General features: G+C 69.1%; 19 protein-coding genes. 8 read left to right on the top strand and 11 right to left on the bottom strand.

Going from position 1 to position 18,969, the window contains the following annotated elements:
• Positions 1–227: 227 nt before the first annotated feature.
• Genes THSYN_RS02600 through THSYN_RS02590 form a run of 3 tightly spaced genes read left to right on the top strand, consistent with a single transcriptional unit; the run spans position 228 to position 6,260 of the window.
• Positions 228–1,520, top strand: coding sequence for an AAA family ATPase (locus tag THSYN_RS02600; RefSeq protein ID WP_100917765.1), 1,293 nt, complete (start codon positions 228–230; stop codon positions 1,518–1,520).
• Between the two features lie 3 nt (positions 1,521–1,523).
• The gene (locus tag THSYN_RS02595) at positions 1,524–2,333 is read left to right on the top strand and encodes an HNH endonuclease family protein (protein WP_100917764.1); all 810 of its coding nucleotides are present in this window, start codon (positions 1,524–1,526) and stop codon (positions 2,331–2,333) included.
• A gap of 15 nt (positions 2,334–2,348) precedes the next feature.
• Positions 2,349–6,260 (top strand): helicase-related protein, encoded by a 3,912-nt coding sequence (locus THSYN_RS02590; protein ID WP_100917763.1) that lies wholly within the window; start codon positions 2,349–2,351, stop codon positions 6,258–6,260.
• 13 nt (positions 6,261–6,273) lie between these two features.
• Here the strand turns inward: THSYN_RS02590 and xerC are convergent, their stop codons facing one another.
• From xerC to THSYN_RS02535, 11 genes are all read right to left on the bottom strand, one after another.
• Positions 6,274–7,182 (bottom strand): tyrosine recombinase XerC, encoded by a 909-nt coding sequence (gene xerC / locus THSYN_RS02585; protein ID WP_100917762.1) that lies wholly within the window; start codon positions 7,180–7,182, stop codon positions 6,274–6,276.
• Positions 7,179–8,030 (bottom strand): DUF484 family protein, encoded by an 852-nt coding sequence (locus THSYN_RS02580; protein ID WP_100917761.1) that lies wholly within the window; start codon positions 8,028–8,030, stop codon positions 7,179–7,181. Before THSYN_RS02580 ends, xerC begins: the two co-directional genes overlap by 4 nt.
• Positions 8,027–8,857, bottom strand: coding sequence for a diaminopimelate epimerase (gene dapF / locus THSYN_RS02575; protein WP_100917760.1), 831 nt, complete (start codon positions 8,855–8,857; stop codon positions 8,027–8,029). The genes THSYN_RS02580 and dapF overlap by 4 nt, the downstream gene beginning before the upstream one ends.
• Positions 8,857–9,537, bottom strand: a complete 681-nt coding sequence (locus THSYN_RS02570; protein ID WP_100917759.1) for a class I SAM-dependent methyltransferase — start codon at positions 9,535–9,537, stop codon at positions 8,857–8,859. Before THSYN_RS02570 ends, dapF begins: the two co-directional genes overlap by 1 nt.
• Positions 9,534–10,781: a diaminopimelate decarboxylase gene (gene lysA, locus THSYN_RS02565; RefSeq protein ID WP_100917758.1), complete on the bottom strand. Its 1,248-nt coding sequence runs from the start codon at positions 10,779–10,781 to the stop codon at positions 9,534–9,536. Before lysA ends, THSYN_RS02570 begins: the two co-directional genes overlap by 4 nt.
• Positions 10,781–11,071 (bottom strand): LptM family lipoprotein, encoded by a 291-nt coding sequence (locus tag THSYN_RS02560; RefSeq protein WP_100917757.1) that lies wholly within the window; start codon positions 11,069–11,071, stop codon positions 10,781–10,783. The genes lysA and THSYN_RS02560 overlap by 1 nt, the downstream gene beginning before the upstream one ends.
• Positions 11,072–11,155: 84 nt before the next feature.
• Positions 11,156–12,229 carry an META domain-containing protein gene (locus tag THSYN_RS02555; RefSeq protein ID WP_100917756.1) on the bottom strand — a complete coding sequence of 358 codons (1,074 nt, stop codon included), beginning with the start codon at positions 12,227–12,229 and terminating at the stop codon, positions 11,156–11,158.
• 204 nt (positions 12,230–12,433) lie between these two features.
• Entirely contained in the window at positions 12,434–13,246 is an 813-nt protein-coding gene (locus tag THSYN_RS02550) for an ABC transporter permease (RefSeq protein ID WP_100917755.1), read from the bottom strand.
• Positions 13,243–13,935: an ABC transporter ATP-binding protein gene (locus tag THSYN_RS02545; RefSeq protein ID WP_100922270.1), complete on the bottom strand. Its 693-nt coding sequence runs from the start codon at positions 13,933–13,935 to the stop codon at positions 13,243–13,245. The genes THSYN_RS02550 and THSYN_RS02545 overlap by 4 nt, the downstream gene beginning before the upstream one ends.
• Positions 13,935–14,660 (bottom strand): tRNA (guanosine(46)-N7)-methyltransferase TrmB, encoded by a 726-nt coding sequence (gene trmB, locus THSYN_RS02540; RefSeq protein ID WP_100922269.1) that lies wholly within the window; start codon positions 14,658–14,660, stop codon positions 13,935–13,937. Before trmB ends, THSYN_RS02545 begins: the two co-directional genes overlap by 1 nt.
• A gap of 28 nt (positions 14,661–14,688) precedes the next feature.
• On the bottom strand, positions 14,689–15,591 hold the full coding sequence (locus tag THSYN_RS02535; protein WP_100917754.1) for a recombination-associated protein RdgC: 903 nt from the start codon (positions 15,589–15,591) through the stop codon (positions 14,689–14,691).
• A gap of 284 nt (positions 15,592–15,875) precedes the next feature.
• Between THSYN_RS02535 and gspG the strand changes: the two genes are divergently transcribed.
• The 5 genes from gspG to THSYN_RS02510 all read left to right on the top strand — a co-directional run bounded on the left by gspG (position 15,876) and on the right by THSYN_RS02510 (position 18,916).
• Positions 15,876–16,304 (top strand): type II secretion system major pseudopilin GspG, encoded by a 429-nt coding sequence (gene gspG / locus THSYN_RS02530; protein ID WP_100917753.1) that lies wholly within the window; start codon positions 15,876–15,878, stop codon positions 16,302–16,304.
• A gap of 69 nt (positions 16,305–16,373) precedes the next feature.
• Entirely contained in the window at positions 16,374–16,811 is a 438-nt protein-coding gene (locus tag THSYN_RS02525; RefSeq protein WP_100917752.1) for a GspH/FimT family pseudopilin, read from the top strand.
• A complete protein-coding gene (locus THSYN_RS02520; protein ID WP_100917751.1) occupies positions 16,808–17,221 on the top strand; it encodes a type IV pilus modification PilV family protein in 414 nt (137 codons plus the stop codon). Before THSYN_RS02525 ends, THSYN_RS02520 begins: the two co-directional genes overlap by 4 nt.
• A gap of 1 nt (position 17,222) precedes the next feature.
• Positions 17,223–17,945, top strand: coding sequence for a prepilin-type N-terminal cleavage/methylation domain-containing protein (locus THSYN_RS02515; protein ID WP_100917750.1), 723 nt, complete (start codon positions 17,223–17,225; stop codon positions 17,943–17,945).
• Positions 17,903–18,916 (top strand): type II secretion system minor pseudopilin, encoded by a 1,014-nt coding sequence (locus THSYN_RS02510; RefSeq protein ID WP_100917749.1) that lies wholly within the window; start codon positions 17,903–17,905, stop codon positions 18,914–18,916. The genes THSYN_RS02515 and THSYN_RS02510 overlap by 43 nt, the downstream gene beginning before the upstream one ends.
• The last annotated feature ends 53 nt before the right edge of the window (positions 18,917–18,969 follow it).

Here is an 18,969-nt window from a genome sequence, read left to right as displayed (position 1 = left end):
GGCCCGGTGATCCGCTGGTGACACCGCTCTGCGGTGTCACCCATGTGTCAGCCGCTGTGCGGCGGGGTCTGGGGTCTGGTACGCAGAGTTGAGTATGGGGTCGTCTCGATACGCGGTCCGCGTGTGCTGCCAAGTCCCGGCGCAGAGCGCCAGACACATGCGTGACACCGCAAAGCGGTGTCACGAGAACAAGCGGGGCATATCGCCCTTCCGGTGAGGTTCGAGTCATGCATATCCGCCAGATTCACATAAAGAACATCAAGTCTATTCGTGAGCTGACCTGGGACATACCGGCGGACAAGGCCAAGGGCTGGCATGTGGTACTTGGCGATAATGGGGCAGGCAAGTCGACGCTATTGAAGTCGATCGCTGTCGCGTTGCTGGGGCCGCGCGAATCCTACGGGTTAAGGCAGCCCTGGGATGCCTGGTTGCGTGATGGCTGCGACGCAGGCGAGATCGAGCTACGAATCGCCTGGAATCCAGATTTCGACGGCTTTGCTGGGAAGGGAACAACGCCGGCCGCGGATACCGTTCTGCCTTTGGGCTTGAAACTGGCGCGAGCAGACGACGACACGAAGGCCCCTTCATTTGAGCCGCTGAAAAGCAAACCTGACCCAAACAGACACGTTTGGGGCAGCGAACGAGGCTGGTTCGCGGCTTCATACGGCCCGTTTCGGCGTTTTACCGGGGGCGTGGGGCGCGTGGAGCAATCCACATCGGGGACCCTGCTTCGACTAAATCGACACTTGTCGCTTTATGGCGAAGGCATCGCACTGACGGAGGGGTTGGAGTGGCTGGTCGGGTTACGCGCTGAGGGGCTTTTTCAGGACGATGCTCACGTTCTACTGGATCCGTTAAAACGATTCATCAACCAGGATGGCTTCTTGCCGTCGGGCGTACGACTAAAAGACATCACGCCGAAGCAGGTGGTTTTTTCAGACGCATCGGGGGTGTCGATTCCCGTGCAGGAGCTTAGCGATGGGTACCGCTCGATCCTGAGCATGACCTTTGAGCTGATTCGACAACTCTCCTTCGCGTTTGGACCGGGGCAGATCTTTGATTGGAATGACCCTGAAAAAGTGTGGGCCGGTGGTGTCGTACTCATCGACGAGGTCGACGCCCATCTGCATCCGACCTGGCAGAAGCGCATCGGATTCTGGCTCTGCGAACACTTCCCCAATATCCAGTTCATCGTCTCCACCCACAGCCCACTGATCTGCCAGGCGGCGGAGCACGGTTCGATCCTGCTGCTGCCCCGCTCCGGAACCAATGAGGAGGCCCGATTACTGGATGGCAATGAATTCAAGCGCGTGGTCTACGGCAACGTGCTGGACGCCTACGGCACCGATGCCTTCGGCGCGGAGGCAGCGAATACCCGGTCGCCGACCGCGCAGGGAATGCGCGACCGCCTGGCCCAGTTGAACAACAAGGAACTGATCAAGGGCCTAGATGCGGCGGAGCGCAAGCAACAGGTGGAACTCCGTGCTGCCCTGCCGACCGTCGCCGCGCGGGTCGATTGAGTGATGATCAGGATACCGGACGCAGTGCTTCCCGCCCAGGCAAACGGGTTGCTGGAGCAATACCAGGCTGAGGTCGACGGGAAGGGTAACTATGCCGCCCGGGTTGCGGCGGCCAAATCGCTCTTCAGTAGCCGTAACAAGAGGAGGAATCCCGCCTTTGCCGCCGTGCGCGATACCCTGACCAGTATGTGCAGGGGGCTTGGGCGCTGCATGTATTGCGAGGACGCCCCGGCCGATGAGGTGGAGCATCACAGCCCCAAGGACCTCTATCCCGAGCTGGTTTTCGTCTGGCGGAATTATCTGTATGCTTGCGGACCCTGCAATGGACCGAAGAACAATCAGTTCGCTGTCATCGATCAAGACACGCAGCAGTTCATCGACGTTTCGCGCCTGCGGAAGGCGCCAGTCGTGCCGCCTGCCGCGGGTAAACCGGCCCTACTCGACCCGCGGCGTGAGGACCCGTTCGACTTCCTGATGCTGGATCTCCGCGATACCTTCCAACTGACGCCCCTGCACGTCCCGGAGACCCCGGAGTACCTGCGTGCCGAGTACACGATCAGGGTCTTGCGGCTCAATGAGCGCGACCTCCTGGTCGCCGCGCGGGCCGATGCCTTCGGCGGTTACCGCGCACGTCTGCGGGAGTTCATCCAGCAACGCGAAGCAGGCGCTTCGGCAGATGACTTGGCACGCCTGGGGAATGGGTTTCAGACGGCGCCCCACGCCACGGTGTGGGCCGAGATGAAGCGCCAACACCGGCACCTTCCCGAGCTTGCCGAGTTATTCGCTCAGGCGCCCGAAGCACTCGCTTTCTGAATCAGAGAATCTCAGATGGCGAGCACCGACAAGCCCGAGTCGTTCCAGCAGCGCAGCTGGGAGCCCCGCTATCGCAGCACCACCAGCGACCTGCTCCATGACTTCTATATCCCGGTCCTGCGCCTGAGTCGGCGCTACGACCGGGTGGCGGGGTACTTCCGTTCGACCTCACTCGCCGCGGCCTCCCAGGGATTCTCGGCATTGGTCGAACACCAGGGGCGCGTGCGGTTGGTGGCAGGCGCGGACCTGGACCCGAAGGACGCCCAGATCATTCTCGACCACCAGGACCTCGGGCATCTCGCCAAGACGCTGCTGGCCGCCCTTACGGAGCCCCAGTCCGGGCCGGAGTCGGTCGCGAACGGCCTGGGTCTGCTGGCCGGGATGCTCAAGGCCGGCTGCCTGGAGATCCGCGTGGCCTTGCGCCGCCATCGCAAGACCGGGATGGCCATCCCCTACGAGTCACGCGAGGATGGCTATGTCCACGAGAAATGGGCCGTCGTCCATGACGCCGAGGGCAACCGGCTGCTCGCCGAGGGGTCCCTGAACGAGTCGCGCACCGCCCTGCTGATCAACGCCGAGAACATCGGGGTGCACTGCGACTGGTGGGGCACCCGCGAGGCGGCCAGGGCCGACAGCTACGCGGCCGATTTCGAGGCCATCTGGGCCAACCGGGACCCGGGGCTCTATGTGGTGGACCTGCCCCAGGCGGTGCGCGAGCGACTGATCGAGATCGGCAGCGCCGTCGCTGAGCCGAAAGAGATCGATGGGTCCAGCGCGCACCCGCCGCAGGTCCCGCGGCCGACGGCGCTGGAGTGGCTCCAGTTTGCGATCCTGCGCGAGGCCCCGCGGATGCCCAACGGCCGCTTCGTCGGCATGGTCACGGCCCCGGTGGAGCCCTGGCCCCACCAGGCCATCGTGGCGCGCCGGTTGATCGCCTCCTACCCCTACAGCTTCCTGCTGTGCGACGAGGTCGGCCTGGGCAAGACCATCGAGGCGGGCCTGGCCCTGCGCTCGCTGATCCTGTCCGGACTGGCGCGGCGGGTGTTGATCGCGCCGCCCGCGAGCCTGGCCCGACAGTGGCAGAGCGAGTTGGCGACCAAGTTTTTCCTGCGTTTCGGGCGGGCGCTCTCCGGCCCCCAGGTTCGGCACGCCTATCTGTATCCGCCATTTGCATCAATGGAGGAACAGATTCCGGCCAAATCGGTCTTTGCGCCGGCCTTGGTCATCGTCTCCACCGGGCTGGTCCGGCGCAAGGAGCGCCAGCGGGAGTTGGCGGCGCAGACCTGGGACATCGCCCTGGTCGACGAGGCCCATTACGCGCGCCGCAGCAACTCCACCGCGGGAACCGTCGTGCAACCCCAATACGGCGACCTTTACCGGGCGGTCAGCCAGACCTTGCGTCCGCAGACGCGTGCCCTGTGGCTCGCCACGGCGACACCCATGCAACTCGACCCGATCGAGGTCTATGACCTGTTTCGCCTGACGCGGCGGGTCGGGCCCTTCCAGGATGATCCGTCCCTGACCCAGGCGTATTACGAGATCCAGGGCCGTATCCAGCGGGGCGAGAAGGTTTCGGACGAGGATCTGGGTTTTCTGCGCCGGGTGCTAGCCTCGATTGGGCGGCATGACCCTGAGTTGGCAACCTTTATCCGCCAGACGGTGCTCAGTCCCTCGAACCGGACCCAGTATGACAACTGGCTGACGCGGGGCATCCAGCCGACGGGGGCAAGTCTCAAGCAACTGTTGCGTGCCATCTTTGCCTCGGCGCCCCTCTCACGGGTGATGATGCGCCACAACCGCGCCCTGCTGCGGGTCTACCAGGAGCAGGGCCGGCTCACAGCCAACCTGGCGCACCGGCACATCCTGCCAATGCGGCGCATCCAATACACGCCGCAGGAGCAGGCGGCTTACGAGGCCCTGCAATCCTATTCCCAGGAGTTGTCCCAGCAAGTCGCCGCCGCCAACGATCAACAGGCGCGGGTCTCCACCGGCTTCTATCTGAGCTTTCTGCAGCGGCGCTTCGCCTCCAGTCTGCACGCCATCGGCGAGACCCTGCGGCGGCGCCGCGAACGGGTCAAGGGGACCCTGGAACATCTGCTGGACGCGCCGGGGGCCGCCACGACCACCGCTGGCCCCGACCTGTCCCAGTTCGATGATGATCTGGAACAGGAAGAGGGCGACGCGGAGGTCATCGAGCAGTTGCTCAAGAACCGCAGCGAGGCGGATCTCCGTTGGGAGTTGGAAAAGCTCAGCGGGATGCTGGCGGGCAGCCTGTACGACGCCGCGCCGGCCTCGTCCAAGACCCAAGCCCTGCTGGGCTATGTGGAACAGCGAAGGGACTCCGCGCGGCCCGGCCGGGTCCGGCAGACGGTCATCTTTACCCAGTTCTGGGATACCCTGGAAGACCTCGTCCGGCGATTGCGGCAGGCCGAGGCCAGGCTGTTGGTGGGGACCTACTCGGGCCGCGGTGGCCAATACACCGATCCCGCGACCGGCCGGCTGATCGGCACCGAGCGCGACGAGATCAAGCAGCGCTTCCTGCGCGGTCAGATCGACATCCTGGTCTGCACCGATGCGGCGGCCGAGGGCCTCAACCTCCAGACGGCCGATTTTCTGGTCAATTTCGACCTGCCATGGAACCCGGCCAAGGTCGAGCAGCGGATCGGCCGGATCGATCGCATCGGCCAACTGCACGCGCACATCCACGTCCAGAACCTGTGCTATCTGGGCTCGGTCGAAGAGATCGTCTACGGTCGGTTGCTCGATCGGCTGGGCAGTATGATCGCCGTGGTCGGCGATCAACAGGTGCCGATGTTGCCGGTCACCGAGGAGGATTTCCGCCGGCTGGCGGCGGGCGAGGTGACTGAGGGGCAGTTGGAGGCCGAGGCCCGCCAACGGATTGCCTTCAGTCAGCGGCGCATCCGCGAGACCGAGCTGACCGGGCAGGAGGTCTATGAGATCTATCAGCGCTTGGAGCAGGCGCACGCGGCCGTGCGGCTGCCGGCCACCTTGGATGGACTCTGGGGCGTCCTGACCGGTTCCGCTTATCTGAAGGCCCTGGGGTGTGCCTGTGCCGTCAACCTGACGGGCAACGGGCGCGAGCCGCTGTTGCTCCGCGGCCTTGCCGGCGTGCTGGACGGTACCGCACTGACCACGGACCGGCGGCTGTACGAGGAGGGCATCGAGTCGCTTGGCCCTGCATTGCGGTTCGCCACCTACGGGGAACCGGTCTTTGACGCGATCCTGGCGCAGAGCGCGCGATGGGAGCAGCCCGGTTGCGTGCGCCGCATTGCCGTCAGGCCGCAGGGGCTGGACCTGGAGTGCGTGGCCTTTGTTGTCGCGATACAGGAAGGCGAAGGCTGGGCGCCGCGGCTGATTGCCGACCTGGATAGCCTGGCCGGGATCGATCTCGACGACTCTGCAACGCTTTCCGAGGCCGATGCAGAATCCTTTGTGACCCGACTTCAGGAGATGGCGGACGCGGAATTTCGGCTCACCGCCCACGTCGCCGACCTGGAGGCGGACAACCAGCGATCCGGCCGCGCCCAAGCGGCGTTGGCGCTCGGAACTGCCTATGGGCTCATCACCGGGCGTCAGAAGTTCGGCAACGCCGATGACAACTTCTGGAAGGAACTCGACGCCTGCCGACGGCTGGTGGCGGAGCGCACCGCGCAGGGTGGGGGCCTCACCGTCCAGCGGGTGCCGAGCGTCTACGACCAGGTGGCCACGGCCTTCGTGCCGTTCGAGGTCAAACGCAAGATCAGCGACGAGAGCTTCTGGGTCGATACGGCCCCGGCGCCGTTGCTGAACGCGGCCCTGGATGCCGCGGCCCGGGTTGCCGCCGGGATCAAGCGCAAAAAGGCCGATCTGACCACGGACTTTGCGTTGACCCGGATTGCGGCTGAGATGAAACGGGCCATTGTGTGAACCCGGTATCCTTTCATGGCTTACGCTTGGCCCTGGGATGCGCTTGGTCATAGACCTGGGCCAAGTGCTGAAAATCAAGGTGGGTGTAAATCTGGGTGGTGCTGATGTCGGCGTGCCCGAGCAGTTCCTGGACGGCGCGCAGGTCCCCGGACGACTCCAGCAGGTGGCTGGCGAACGAGTGGCGCAGCAGGTGCGGGTGCACATTGCGGGTGGCGCCCTGTTCCTGTGCCCACTGGGCGACCCGGGTGCGGACCGTGCGGGGGTGGATGCGGCTGCCGCGGCTGCTGACGAAGAGCGCGGGTTCGTCGCCCGCGGCCAGATTGGCGCGTACCCGCAGCCAGTGCTGCACGGCCGCGCGCGCCTGGGCGCCGACCGGGACCCGCCTGGTCTTGGCGCCCTTGCCGGTGACGCTGAGCATGGCGTCGGCCATGTCGATGTCGCCTAAGTTGACGCTGACCAGTTCGGCCAGGCGCAGCCCGGACGAGTAGAACAGTTCGATCATGGCGGTATCGCGGATGGCGAGCAGGTCATCCACCGGGCGGTCGAGCAGGCTGCACAACTGATCGGCGTCCAGGGTGGCGGGGAGTTTGCGCGCCGTCTTGGGGGCGCGGATGCCCACCGCGGGGTTGTTCTGGGCGCGCCCCTCGCGCAGCAGCCAGCGATAGAGGCTGCGCAGGCTCGACAGTTCGCGTTGCAGGGTGCGCCCGCAGACCCCGGTGCGGTGCCGCCAGGCGACATAGCGGCGGATCTGCTGCTGGTCCAGGCGGGTGATGGCGTCCGGTGTCCCGCCGGCCGCGGTCAGCCAGGCGGTGAGCCGCTCCAGGTCCGCCCGATAGGCGCAGAGCGTCGGCTCGGCCAGGCGCCGCTCGTGGGCCAGGTGGGCGAGGAAGGGCTCGATGGGGCTCCCTTCCGGCTCGCTCATTCCGGGACCGTCTTCTTGGTGCGCTTGCGCCGGGTCGGCGTCGGCTTGGGTTCGTCCTCGCTCGCGGGGGCCGGGGGCGGCGGCGTCACCGCGCTCGGCACTTCAGGCGGCAGCATCTGCAGCTTGCAGCTCACGATCTCGCCCAGGCGGTCCAGGAGGTCGGTGCGCATGTCGGGCTTGAAGCGGTCCGGGTCGGCGGCCCCGATGGCGAGTACGCCGCAGCGTCCGTTCGCGCGGATCGGTATCAGGGCGGCGCAGTGGACCTGCTCGCCCGCGGGATCATGCAGATCGCCGAACAGGGCCGCGTTCTTGGCCTCGTCAAGCGGGCCGCACAGGGCGTGCTTGCGCTCCAGGAAGTCCCGGAAGGCGGCGACCAGGGGATCGGGGTCCCCGACCGCGGGGTCCACCGGGAAGACCTTGAGGGTGACCGCCTGGGCGCTGAACTCGTGCATCAGGCCCTCCTGGAGCGCGGCGCTGACCCGCGTAAGATCCGGGGCGGCGATCAGGGCGAGCACCAGCGCGTGCAGGCGGGCGGAGAAGGACTCGTACTCGCGGGCGCGGGCGATGAGCTGTGCCAGCCGGCCGCGCTCGGTCTCGAGTTGCGCGCGCAGCACCCTGACCTGGCGCTCGATCAGCGAGACCGCCGCACCGGCCGCGGTGTGGGGGATGTGCAGCTCGGCCAGGATCTGCGGGTTGGACGCGAAGTAGTCCGGATGACCCTGCAGATAGGCGGCGACCGCCGCCGCCGCGGTCGCCCCGGCGCCCTCCCCCGGTGCGGGCCCTGCGGTGATCGCGGCCTCGCTCGCCCCGGCCCCGGCCGCGCCCCCCTCGCCCTTTGTCTTTCTCATGGCTCGATCTCCCCCTCGAAGACCCGTTGTGCCGGTCCGGTCATCTGGACCGCTCCCCCGTTGACCGACCACTCTATCACAAGGTCCCCGCCGGGCAGGCTGACCCGCACCCGCGGCCCGAGCAGACCGCGGGTGCGTCCGCTCACCACCGCCGCGCAGGCCCCGGTCCCGCAGGCCAGGGTCTCACCGGTGCCGCGCTCGTAGACGCGCAGCCGGACCTGATCCGGCGCCAGCACCTGCATGAAGCCCACGTTCACCCGTTGAGGGAAGCGCGGGTGGGACTCGATGCGGGGGCCGAGCCGCGCCACCGGCGCCGTCTTGGTGTCCTCCACCAGCAGCACCGCATGGGGATTGCCCATGGAGACGGCGCCGATGGTGAGCGTCTCGCCGTCCACCGCGAGGTCGTAGGTCGGGGCCTGCGCATCCGCCAGAAAGGGGATGCGCGCCGGGTCCAGGATCGGGACCCCCATGTCGACCCGCACCTGGCCGTCCGGCTCGATGAAGAGACGGATCGCACCGGCGGCGGTGCCGACCGGGATCTCGGTCTGATCGCAGAGCCCCTGGTCGCGCACGAAGCGGGCGAAGCAGCGGGCGCCGTTGCCGCATTGCTCCACCTCGGACCCGTCGGCGTTAAAGATCCGGTAGTGGAAGGCGGTGCCGGGCAGCCGCGGGCGCTCCACCAGCAGCACCTGGTCGCAACCGATGCCGCGGTGCCGATCCGCCAGCCGCCGGATGGCCGCGGTGTCGAGTTCGACCACCTGGCGCACGGCGTCGATGACGACGAAGTCGTTGCCCAGGCCGTGCATCTTGGTAAACCGCAACGCCATCAGGAAGATTGTCCGTCCAGACGGCCGAAGACCGCCAAATGCCGGTCGCTCACCACCGCCACCTCCAGTGCGCTCAGGCCCGCCTGCGCCAACTGTTCCACCACCTCGGCGGGCTCGAAGGCGGCGAATAGCGAGTTGCGGAAGTCGCTGCGCAGGACCTCGGGCTCGCCGGCCGCGTAGGTCGCCACCAGGGCCTCGGCCCAACCGGCGGAGGCGGGGCGCATCAGGTCCATGATGAGCACCTGGGCGCCGGGGGCGGCGGCGGCCCGCACCGCCTGCCAGAGCACCTGGGGATTGTGCAGTTGGTGGAGCAGACTGTTGGAGAGGATCAGGTCGTAGTGGGCCTGGGGCAGGTTAGGGCTGGGCAGGCACTCGCACAGCAGCCGGGCGCGTGCGGCGACCCCGGGCAGCCGGTCCAGCGCGGCCCGGGCGTGCCCCAGCATGGCGGCGGAGCCGTCCAGGGCGTCGCAGGTCGCCTGCGGCCAGGCGCGCAGAAAGCGGCAGACGATGTCCGCCGGGCCGCAGCCGAGATCCAGCGCGCGGGCGCGGTGCAGGGGCGCGGGGTCCAGCCGGCCGAGCAGCTTGATGAAGAGTGCGTTGGACTCCGAGAAGTCGGCCTGGGCATAGGCCAGGGCCTGTTCGGCGTCCTCCATGAGTTCCGGTTCGGGACGGCGCTTCATGGGAGCGGCGACTCCCCGTTCATCAGGTCGGCGATGCTCTCCCGGCGCCGCACCAGGTGGGCCTGCCCGCCGTCCACCATGACCTCGGCGGCGCGCGGCCGGCTGTTGTAGTTGGAGCTCATGCTGAACCCGTAGGCACCGCTGCCGCGCACGGCCAGCAGGTCGCCCGGTTCCAGGGCCAGCAGGCGGTCCTTGCCCAGGAAGTCCCCGGTCTCGCACACGGGGCCCACGAGATCATAGCGGGCGGCGTCGGCCGCGCTGTCCAGGCGGACCGGAACGATGTCCTGCACCGCCTGGTAGAGGGCGGGGCGCAGCAGGTCGTTCATCGCCGCGTCCACCACGGCAAAACGCCGGTGCTCGGTGGGTTTCAGATATTCCACGCGGGTCAGCAGGATGCCGGCGTTGCCGACGATGGCGCGCCCCGGCTCCAGGATGATCTCGTGGCCGCGGCCGCCCAGGCGATGGAGCAGGGCGGCGGCATAGGCGGCGGGCTCCGGCGGGTGTTCGCCCAGGTAGCGGATACCGAGCCCGCCGCCCAAGTCCAGGTGGCCGATGGGGATGCCGGCCGCCGCCAGCCGATCGGCGAGGGCCAGCACCCGCTCCAGGGCGGCCAGGAAGGGGGCGAGATCGGTGAGTTGGGAGCCGATGTGGCAGTCGATCCCGGTGACGCGCAGGTGCGGCAGCCGCGCCGCCTGCCGGTAGACCGCCTCGGCCGCCCGGATGTCGATCCCGAACTTGTTCTCTTTGAGTCCGGTGGCGATGTAGGGGTGGGTGCGGGCGTCCACGTCCGGATTGACCCGCAGCGAGACGGGCGCGATGACACCCAGGTCCCCGGCCACCCGGTCGAGACGCTCGAGCTCCGGCACCGATTCCACGTTGAAGCAGCGGATGCCGACCTCAAGCGCCCGGCGCAGTTCATCCTCCCGCTTGCCGACCCCCGAGAAGATGACCTTGCCGGGCTCGCCCCCCGCCGCCAGCACCCGCTCCAGTTCGCCTACCGAGACGATGTCGAACCCGGAGCCGAGCCGCGCCAGAACGCTCAGCACCCCCAGGTTGGCATTGGCCTTGACCGCGAAACAGATCAGGTGCGGATGCCCCTGGAAGGCGCGGTCGAAGGCGTGCCAATGCCGCTCAAGCGTCGCCCGGGAGTAGACATAGCAGGGGGTGCCGAACTGTTGCGCGATGGCGGTGAGCGGCAGGTCCTCGGCGTGGAGCAGGTTGTCGCGGTAGTTGAAATGGTCCATTACCTGGCTCCTCCCGAGCACCCGTCGGTGCAGCCGCTCGGATTTTGCGCCGGCCATGCCAGCAGTTCGGCGTTGGTCGCCGGGGGCAGGGCCGGGGCCGGCGCCTGAGTCGGAGCCGACACCGGCGTCGGGGCCGGCGTCTTGGGCACCTCCGCGCCCTTCGCCGGGGCCTGTTGTTCGTCCGGTTTCGGCAGGAACAGGGGGCCCTTTTGCCCGCAGGCGTCGATCATGCCCAGGGTCCCGAGCGCGATCACCATGACGACGAAAGAGTTGTGGGCCCAACAGTGCATATTGACGATTGACTCGCGCGACCGGGAACGGGGGCGCCAGTGTAGCCGATCCGGCGTCGCCCGCGATCCGCAGTCCAAGGAACCTTAGGGCGTCGGCGTCGGCGGCAGGCTCCGCCGCGGTGCCTCCCCGCCACCGACCGCGCCGCCCTGGGGAGCCGTGCTTGTGGCGGGGGCCGTCAGGGCCGGTTGCGGGGTCTGCGCAGTGTCAGGCGTACCGCTGGGGAGGGCGCCGCCGCCGGCAGCGACTTCGACCTCGACCGGCCGGACCACCTCCGTGCGATAGCGGGCGGCCGGTTTGCCCTCGCCGGTGAGGAGCAGCAACTCGCCGCCCTCAATGCGGTAGCTGGTCACCGAGCCCAGGGCCGCCGCGTAGTCGCGGGCCTGTTGCGCCGCCCCGTCCGGCTTGCACGCCATGCGGGTGCTGGCCAGGGGGCCGATGGTCAGGGTCGCGCCGCTCAGGGTGTAACCGCTCATGTAGCGATTGCAGCCATCGGAGCCGCCCAGAGTGCCGTCGTCGCGGAACTCCAGGTTGATCTCGGTCCCGTTGCGGGCCGAACTGATGGCCTCTTTGCCGTTGTCGTAGCCGGTCAGCTGCCAGACCTGCCCGACCAGGGGGGTGGGCTTGAGCCGCACGAAGCGCAGCTGCACCGCGCCCGCGGCGTCCAGCAACTCCAGCAATTCGCCATCCAGACGGTAGGCGGCGACCCGGGTCAGGGCCAGGCCGACCGCCTTGTCCTGCTTCATCAGCGGCTCCGGACAGGCCATCATCGTAGAGGCCATATTCGCCTTGAAGGTCAGGCTCGCCCCCGCCAGGGTGTAGCTGCCGCCGATCTGGTTGCAGCCCGCGGTGCCGGCGACCCGCCCCGCCTCGAAGCGAAAGCGGCCGGGACGCGGGCCCGCGGCGATCTCGACCAGGGCCTTGCCGGCACGATAGGCCGCGGGCGACCAGGAGGTATTCTCCAGGGACGGCGGCGCTCCGGTCGCGGGCTCACCGGCGTCTTGCGGTGCCGGCGCCGCCGCGGCCGCCGGACTTGCCGGGGGCGCCGCCGCGTTGCCGACCGCGGGCCGGTCCGGGCCGGCCTGGAGCGGGGTGACGGCCGCCAGCAGCGCGGCGACGAGGAGCAGGGCCGGGGCGGCGGCTGGTGGTGAGTGCTTCATCGCGGGAGGTCCTCGAGGGGTGGGGGCTTACCGTTGCCGCACGGCGGCGGCACCAATGATTCGACTGGAAATGGGATTTTACCGGTGAAGCGGCGCGCCCAAAAGGACCGGACCGACGGGGCGCCGGCCGCGGGGGCGGGCCTTGATCATAACGCTGGCCACGTGCCCTTGCGGCTACCCGTCGCGGCCTGGGGGCCGCTCCTACTACCCGCGGTCGCGCCCCTGGTCGCGCAGCCGATCCAGGCGCAACCGCTCGCGCTCATCGAACAGCCGCCGGGAGCCGAGCCACACCGCCGCCACCGACCCCAGGCCGGTCCCGGCGGAGATCACGAACATCATCAAGAGCTGGTACTTGGCCGCCTCCATGGGCGGGCTGCCGGCCAGGATCTGCCCGGTCATCATCCCCGGCAGGCTGACCAGGCCGGCGGTGGCCATGGCGTTGACGATCGGGATCAGCCCGGCGCGCAGCGAGTCCCGCCGCAGCGACGCGATGGCCTGATCCCAGGTACCCCCGGCCAGCAGCCGCGCCTCGATACGCCCGCGCGCGTCCCAGGCGCCGCGCGTCAGGGTGTCCAGCGCGATCGCCGCACCGCTCATGGTGTTGCCCAGCAACATACCCAAAAGCGGGATCAGGTATTGGGGCTGATACCAGGGCTCCACCCGGATGATCAGGGTCAGCGTCAAGAACAGTACGCTGAAAGAGGAGATGAACATGGAGAACGCCCCGATCCCGTAGCCCCAGGGCCCGCGGAAGCGGCGCTTCTGGCGCTGCAGGACCTCGATCCCGGCGACCGCCAGCATAAACAGCGCCATGAGCCCGATCAGCCAGGGATTGGTCTGCGCGAACAGGGCCTTGAGCACCAGCCCCACGAGCATCAATTGCACCGTGCTGCGCGCCGCCGCGATCAGCAGGCGCCGCTCCACCCCCAGATGCAGGTACCAGGACATGGCCGCCAGCAACAGCACCAGGACGGCCGCCAGGGCCAGGTCGAAGGGGGTGAGCAGGACCAGACTCATCGCCCGTCTTCCAGGCGGGCGGGGCCCGCGCTCACCGCTTCGGTCGGCCCCAGGCGCCCATCCCGGATACCGAACTGCCGCCCGCCGAGGCGCTCGCGCTGCTCCGGGTCATGGCTTACCCAGAGGATCGCCGCGGCCTGACCGGCGCGATAGGCCGCCGTCACCAGTTCCACCCGTTCGCGGTTGGCCGGGTCCAGGTTGGCCGTGGCCTCGTCCAGCAGCAGGGCCTCCGGCCCCTGGGCCAGCAGCCGCGCCAGGGCCAGGCGCTGGCGCTCGCCGGTGGAGAGGCGCGCGACCGACCAATCCAGTACATCCGGCGCGAAGCCAAGGGCGGCGAGCAGGCCATCGAGCCCCCCGTCCGCGGACCCTGGTGCGACCCGTTCGCCCACGTCTTGCACGCGCCCGGTGGTCGCAGGAAAGTGCTCGCCGACCGCATCCGCCCACCAAAAGGCCTCCGCGGGCAAGAGTCCGACCCGTTGCCGCCAGCGGGCCGGGGCCATGGTCGAGCGCGCCTCGCTCCCCAGCCAGACCTCGCCCGCGTGGGGGTCCAAATCCGCCACGGCACGCAGCAGCAGGCTCTTGCCGGAACCTGAGGGGCCGGAGATGAAGACCAACTCACCCGCCGCCAGGCTCAGGTTCACCGGGGCCAGGACCCGCGGACGCACCGCCTCCAGGCGTAGGGCGCCCATCAGCGGCGCCGCCACACCAGGTCGCGGACCTGATGCCCGAGGCGCTCGCCCCGCTGCTCGAAGCGGGTCAGGGGGCGGGTGGCGGGGCGCGGCGCGAAACGGTCCGGCCCCGCGGTGTTCACGAACGGCGAGCCCTGGGCCTCCAGCACCTCGAGCATCTGGGTGGCGTAGGGTTCCCAATCGGTGGCCGCGTGGAAGACCCCGCCCGGGACCAGCGCGCGGGCCAGCAGGTCGAGAAAGGCGGGGGTCAGGATGCGGCGCTTGTGGTGGCGCTGCTTGGGCCAAGGGTCCGGAAAAAAGAGCTGGACCCGCGCGAGCGATGCGGGCGGCAGCCCCCCGGCGAGCAGTTCCACGGCATCGTGGCGGACCACCCGCAGGTTGGTAAGCCCGCGCCGCTCGGTCTCTAGCAGCAGGTGGCCCACGCCGGGTGCGTGGACCTCCACCCCCAGCCAGTTGCGCAGCGGTTCGGCCGCCGCCATCGCCGCCAGGCTGTCCCCGTTGCCGAAGCCGATCTCCAACACCACCGCCCGCTCATTGCCGAAGAGGGCCGCAAGGTCGAGCAGCGTCCCGGGCACCCAGTCCACCCCATAGCGCGGCCACAGGTCCACAAAGGCCCGCTCCTGCGCCACCGTGAGCCGGCCCTGGCGCAGCACAAAGCTACGCACCGGGCGGCGCCGGTCCGGGGCCTCCCCGGCGGGCGCACACGGTTCGTCAGGTTGTTTCACCGGCGCCACGGTGTTCAAGGTGCTGCGACTAAGCAGGCTCGCCGACCAGGCCGAACAGCGCGTCCAGGCGCACGAACAGTTCGCGCAGTTGCAGGGCCATGAGTGCGAACTCGGCGTCGAGCCGCGCCGCCGGGTCGTCGCCGTCCTCGATCTCGTCGAGCAGGGCGTCGCCGACGCGCAGGCGTTTGAGCGACAGGTCGTCGGCCAGAATGAAGGCGAGCCGCTCGTCCCAGTCCAGGGCCAGCTTGACGACCTGTTTGCCGGCCCGCAGGTGGTTCAGGATCTCCTCGCTGGCGAGATCCTGCCCCTTGCAGCGGATGACGCTCGCGCTGTCCTCGCTGTCGCGCAGTTCACAGGCGTCGGCTGGGATGAAATCGGCCGGGGCCTCGCCGGTGAGCAGCCAGGCGGTGAGGATGCCGGCGGGGGGCTGCCGGGGGGCCGGGGGCTTGGCCGGCAGGGTCTCCAGCGTCAGGCGCAGCAGTGAAATCGCCTCCTCGGCCTGTTTTTCGCTGGCGGCGTCGACCACCAGCCAACCGGACTCGGTGTCGATATAGAGCAGGGTGCGGCGCGAGCGGGTGAAGGCGCGCGGCAGCATCTCGGTGACGGTCTGCTCGCGCAGCGCGCGGCGCTCCGAGCGGCTGAGGTCGCGTGCCTCGCCGGCCTCGATCTCGGCGATGCGCTCGTCCACCGCCTCGGCGACCGCGGACGACGGCAGCAGCCGCTCCTGCTTACGCAGGCACAGGAGCAGACAGCCGCCCACCCCGTGCACCAGGGCCGAGGTGTCCTCGCCGAGCGGTGCCGACCACCCCAGGGTGGCGACCTCCACCGGGCCGCAGGGGCGGAACCGCCGGGTCCCCAGCGCCGCCTCCAGTTCCGCGGCGGCGCGGCCGAAGGGTGCCCCGAGACGATAGATCCTGGCGTTCTTGAACATCGACAATCCCCTGGGTAAAAGCCGTCGGATTATCCCCGAGTCCCGCCGGGGGCGCCATGGCTTTCCCGCACCGGTGCGTCCGGCGCCCGCCCCGGGGAGCCTGGGTGCGATCAGAACGTTCTCACGGACCGGGCGTCGTTGTCGTTGTCGTTGTCGTAATCGTGGTCGGATTATTCGATCACGACAACGACAACGACAACGCACCCGGGGGGCCCCATCACTCGCCACGCGACCTTGGTCGGCATAGAATGCCCGGATCATTTCGTTGGTTCGGAGGTCTCGCGATGTATCCGTCCTGTGCCAAGCGCACCGCTGGTTTCACCCTGGTCGAGCTCCTGGTCGTGCTCGCCATCCTGGGCCTCCTGGCCGGGCTGGTGGGTCCGCAGGTCATGAAGTTCCTGGGGTCTTCCAAGACCAAGACCGCCCGCCTGCAGATCGAGGACCTGAGCGCTACCATGGACCTGTACCGGCTGGAGACCGGGCGTTACCCGACCGGTGAGGAGGGACTGGAGGCCCTGGTGAAGAAGCCCGGCAATGCCGCGAACTGGAACGGGCCCTATCTCAAGAAGGGCGATGTGCCGAAAGACCCCTGGGGCTTCGAGTACCAATACAAGTTCCCCGGCGAGCACGGCGGGGTCGACATCTGGACCCTGGGTGCGGACAACCGGGAGGGGGGCGAGGGCGAGAACGCGGACGTGAAGAGCTGGGACTGAGGCCGCGGCGCCTTGTCCGGTACGCCCCGGGGCCGCCGGCCGCGCGTCGCCCGTGGCCGCGGCTTCACGATGGTCGAGCTGCTGGTGGTCATGGCCATTGCCGCCCTGCTGCTGACGGCGGTACCGCCCCTGATCTCCGCGGCCTTTCCCGGGGTCGAACTCAAGGCCGCGGCGCGCCGCACCGCGGCGGCCCTGCGGCTCGCCCGGGAGAGCGCCATCCGCACCGGGGCGGATGCCGCGCTGGTAGTCGATGTGCAGGAGCGCACGTTCGCGCTCACCGGCATGCGCACCCTCTCCCTGCCCAGCCAGGTGCACGTCAAGCTCAATGCGGCCAGTCGTGAGATGCTCGATGATCGGCGCGGAGCCGTGCGCTTCTTTCCGGACGGCAGTTCCACCGGCGGGGTCATCATCCTGACGCGCGACACGGCGAACGGGGGCGCGGGCTACCAGGTCGGGGTCAACTGGCTCACCGGTCGGGTACGCATGGCACCCTGGGAACGGGAGTGAGCCGCCGTCGTCAGGCCGGCTTTTCGCTGCTGGAGGTGCTGGTCGCCTTCGCGATCCTGGCCGTGTCGCTCGGGGTCTTGATGCAGATCTTCTCGCGCGCCACCATCACCACGATCACCACGGCCCAGTACAGCCGCGCCGTGGCGCTTGCGCAGGCGCGCCTGGCCGCGGTGGGCAGCGCCATCGCGCTCAAGGAGGGTCCGGTCTCCGGCGACCCGGAGGACGGCTTCGCCTGGCAGATCGGCATAGTCCCGGTCGAACTCGGCGAGACGCCCACGGCTTCGGGGCTCTCCGACGTGGCACCCGCGGTGACCGCCTATCGGGTCACGGTGACCGCCCTGTGGCAGGAAGGCCCGCGGGTGCGGCGCCTCACGCTCAGCACCCTGCGGCTGGGGGAGCCGGCGCAATAGCATGCAGGTCCGGTTCGACCTTGATTCGCGACGAGCGCGCGCGGCGCGCGGCTTCACCCTGGTGGAGTTGCTGATCGCGCTCGCGATGGTCTCACTGATCATGGTGTTGCTGTTTGCCGGGTTACGGGTGGGCACCCGGTCCTGGGACCTGGTCGATATCACCGCCGAGCGCGTCGGGGCCGTGCGGCTCGCCCACGGCTTCCTGTTGCGCACCCTGATTCAGGCACGCCCGGTCAGCCTGATGTTCGACGGCGCCCTGCTGCCGGTGTTCGCCGGTGACGCCGAGCGCGTGGAGTATGCGGCCCCGCTGTCCGAACATGTCGGGGTCCCCGGTGTCTATATCCTGCGCCTGCAGGTGGAGGGGGCCGGGCGGCAGCGCGCCCTGATCCTGACCCGCTGGCTGATGCACCCGCAGGTACTGGAGGGCACGCTTGAGGGCACGGTGAAGTGGGAGCCGCTCAAGGAGAACACGCGGATGGGTCTGGGGGGGACGGCCCTGGACCAGGACGCGGCCGCCGGGGCCTTCGGGCGCACCCTGCTGCTGGAGGGCGTGGCGGAGATCGAAATCAATTACTACGGGGTCTTGGCGGGGGAGAATGACCCCGCCTGGCATAAGGAGTGGCTGGAGCAACCGGCGCCGCCGGCCCTGATCCGCATCCACCTGAGCACGGTTGACCAGACATGGCCGGACCTGATCGTCGCCCTCCCCGCCCTGCGCGCCTGAGGCACCGCGGCGGTGCGCGCCGCGGCATCGCCCTGGTCCTGGTCCTCTGGGTCCTCACCCTGCTGACGGTCATGGCGGTCGGGATGACCGCCGCCGGACGCACCGAGACGGCGCTGACGGAAAACCTGATCGCGCAGGCCCGCTTCGGCGCCTCGGCGGATGCGGCGATCGCCTATGCCGTCTTCAGCTTTATGGCCCCGCCGCCCGCGGAAGATGTCGGCCAGGGGAGCGTCCGGCAGGGCGGCTCAGGTGGCATGGCGGCGGCCGATGACGCCGCGCAAACGCCGGATTGGGTCCCCGACGGGTCGCCCCGGCCCTGGGACTTCGACGGCAACGCGCTGTCCATCGCCGTGTTCAACGAGCAGTCCCGGATCAACCTGAACGAGGCATCCGCGCAGGTGCTGTCCGCGCTGCTGGCGACGCTCGGGGCGCAGGAACAGGAGGCGCAGGCCATCGCCGACGCCATCATCGACTGGCGCGACGAGGACGACCTCAAGCTCCTGAACGGCGCCGAGGCCAGCGAATACGAAAGCGCCGGGCGGGCGCTGGGGCCCAAGAACGCCCCCTTCGTCGCGGTGGAGGAGCTGCAGCAGGTCCTGGGGGTCAACCGTGAGGTCTACCAGCACCTGGCCCCGGAGGTGACCGTCGATACCGAAGGCGACGTGGTAGACCTGACCTTCGCCTCGGCGGCCGTGATCGCCGCCCAACAGGGTATCGCGCTCGCGGACGCCCAACTCCAGGTCGAGCAACGCACTGGCCCGGTGGTGCCGGACGCCCAGGCCCCGCGCGCGCTCAACCGCGGCGGACCCATCTACCGCATCCAGATCAAGGAGCAGGGAGCCGCGACGGCCCGGACCATGGAGGCCCTGGTGAGCATCACGCCCGGCCGGAACCCGCCCTACCAGGTGCGGTGGCGGCGCTTCGGGCTGGTAGCGGCGCCGCCGACCCCGAGCGGTGCGCCGAACGGCTGACTGGCGCCCGGCGGGGCGCCCGACTTACACTGCCCAGGTATTTTCGCCCCGGT

This window comes from Candidatus Thiodictyon syntrophicum, assembly GCF_002813775.1.
Classification (GTDB): domain Bacteria; phylum Pseudomonadota; class Gammaproteobacteria; order Chromatiales; family Chromatiaceae; genus Thiodictyon; species Thiodictyon syntrophicum.
This window is presented reverse-complemented; position numbering and strand designations above follow the sequence as displayed.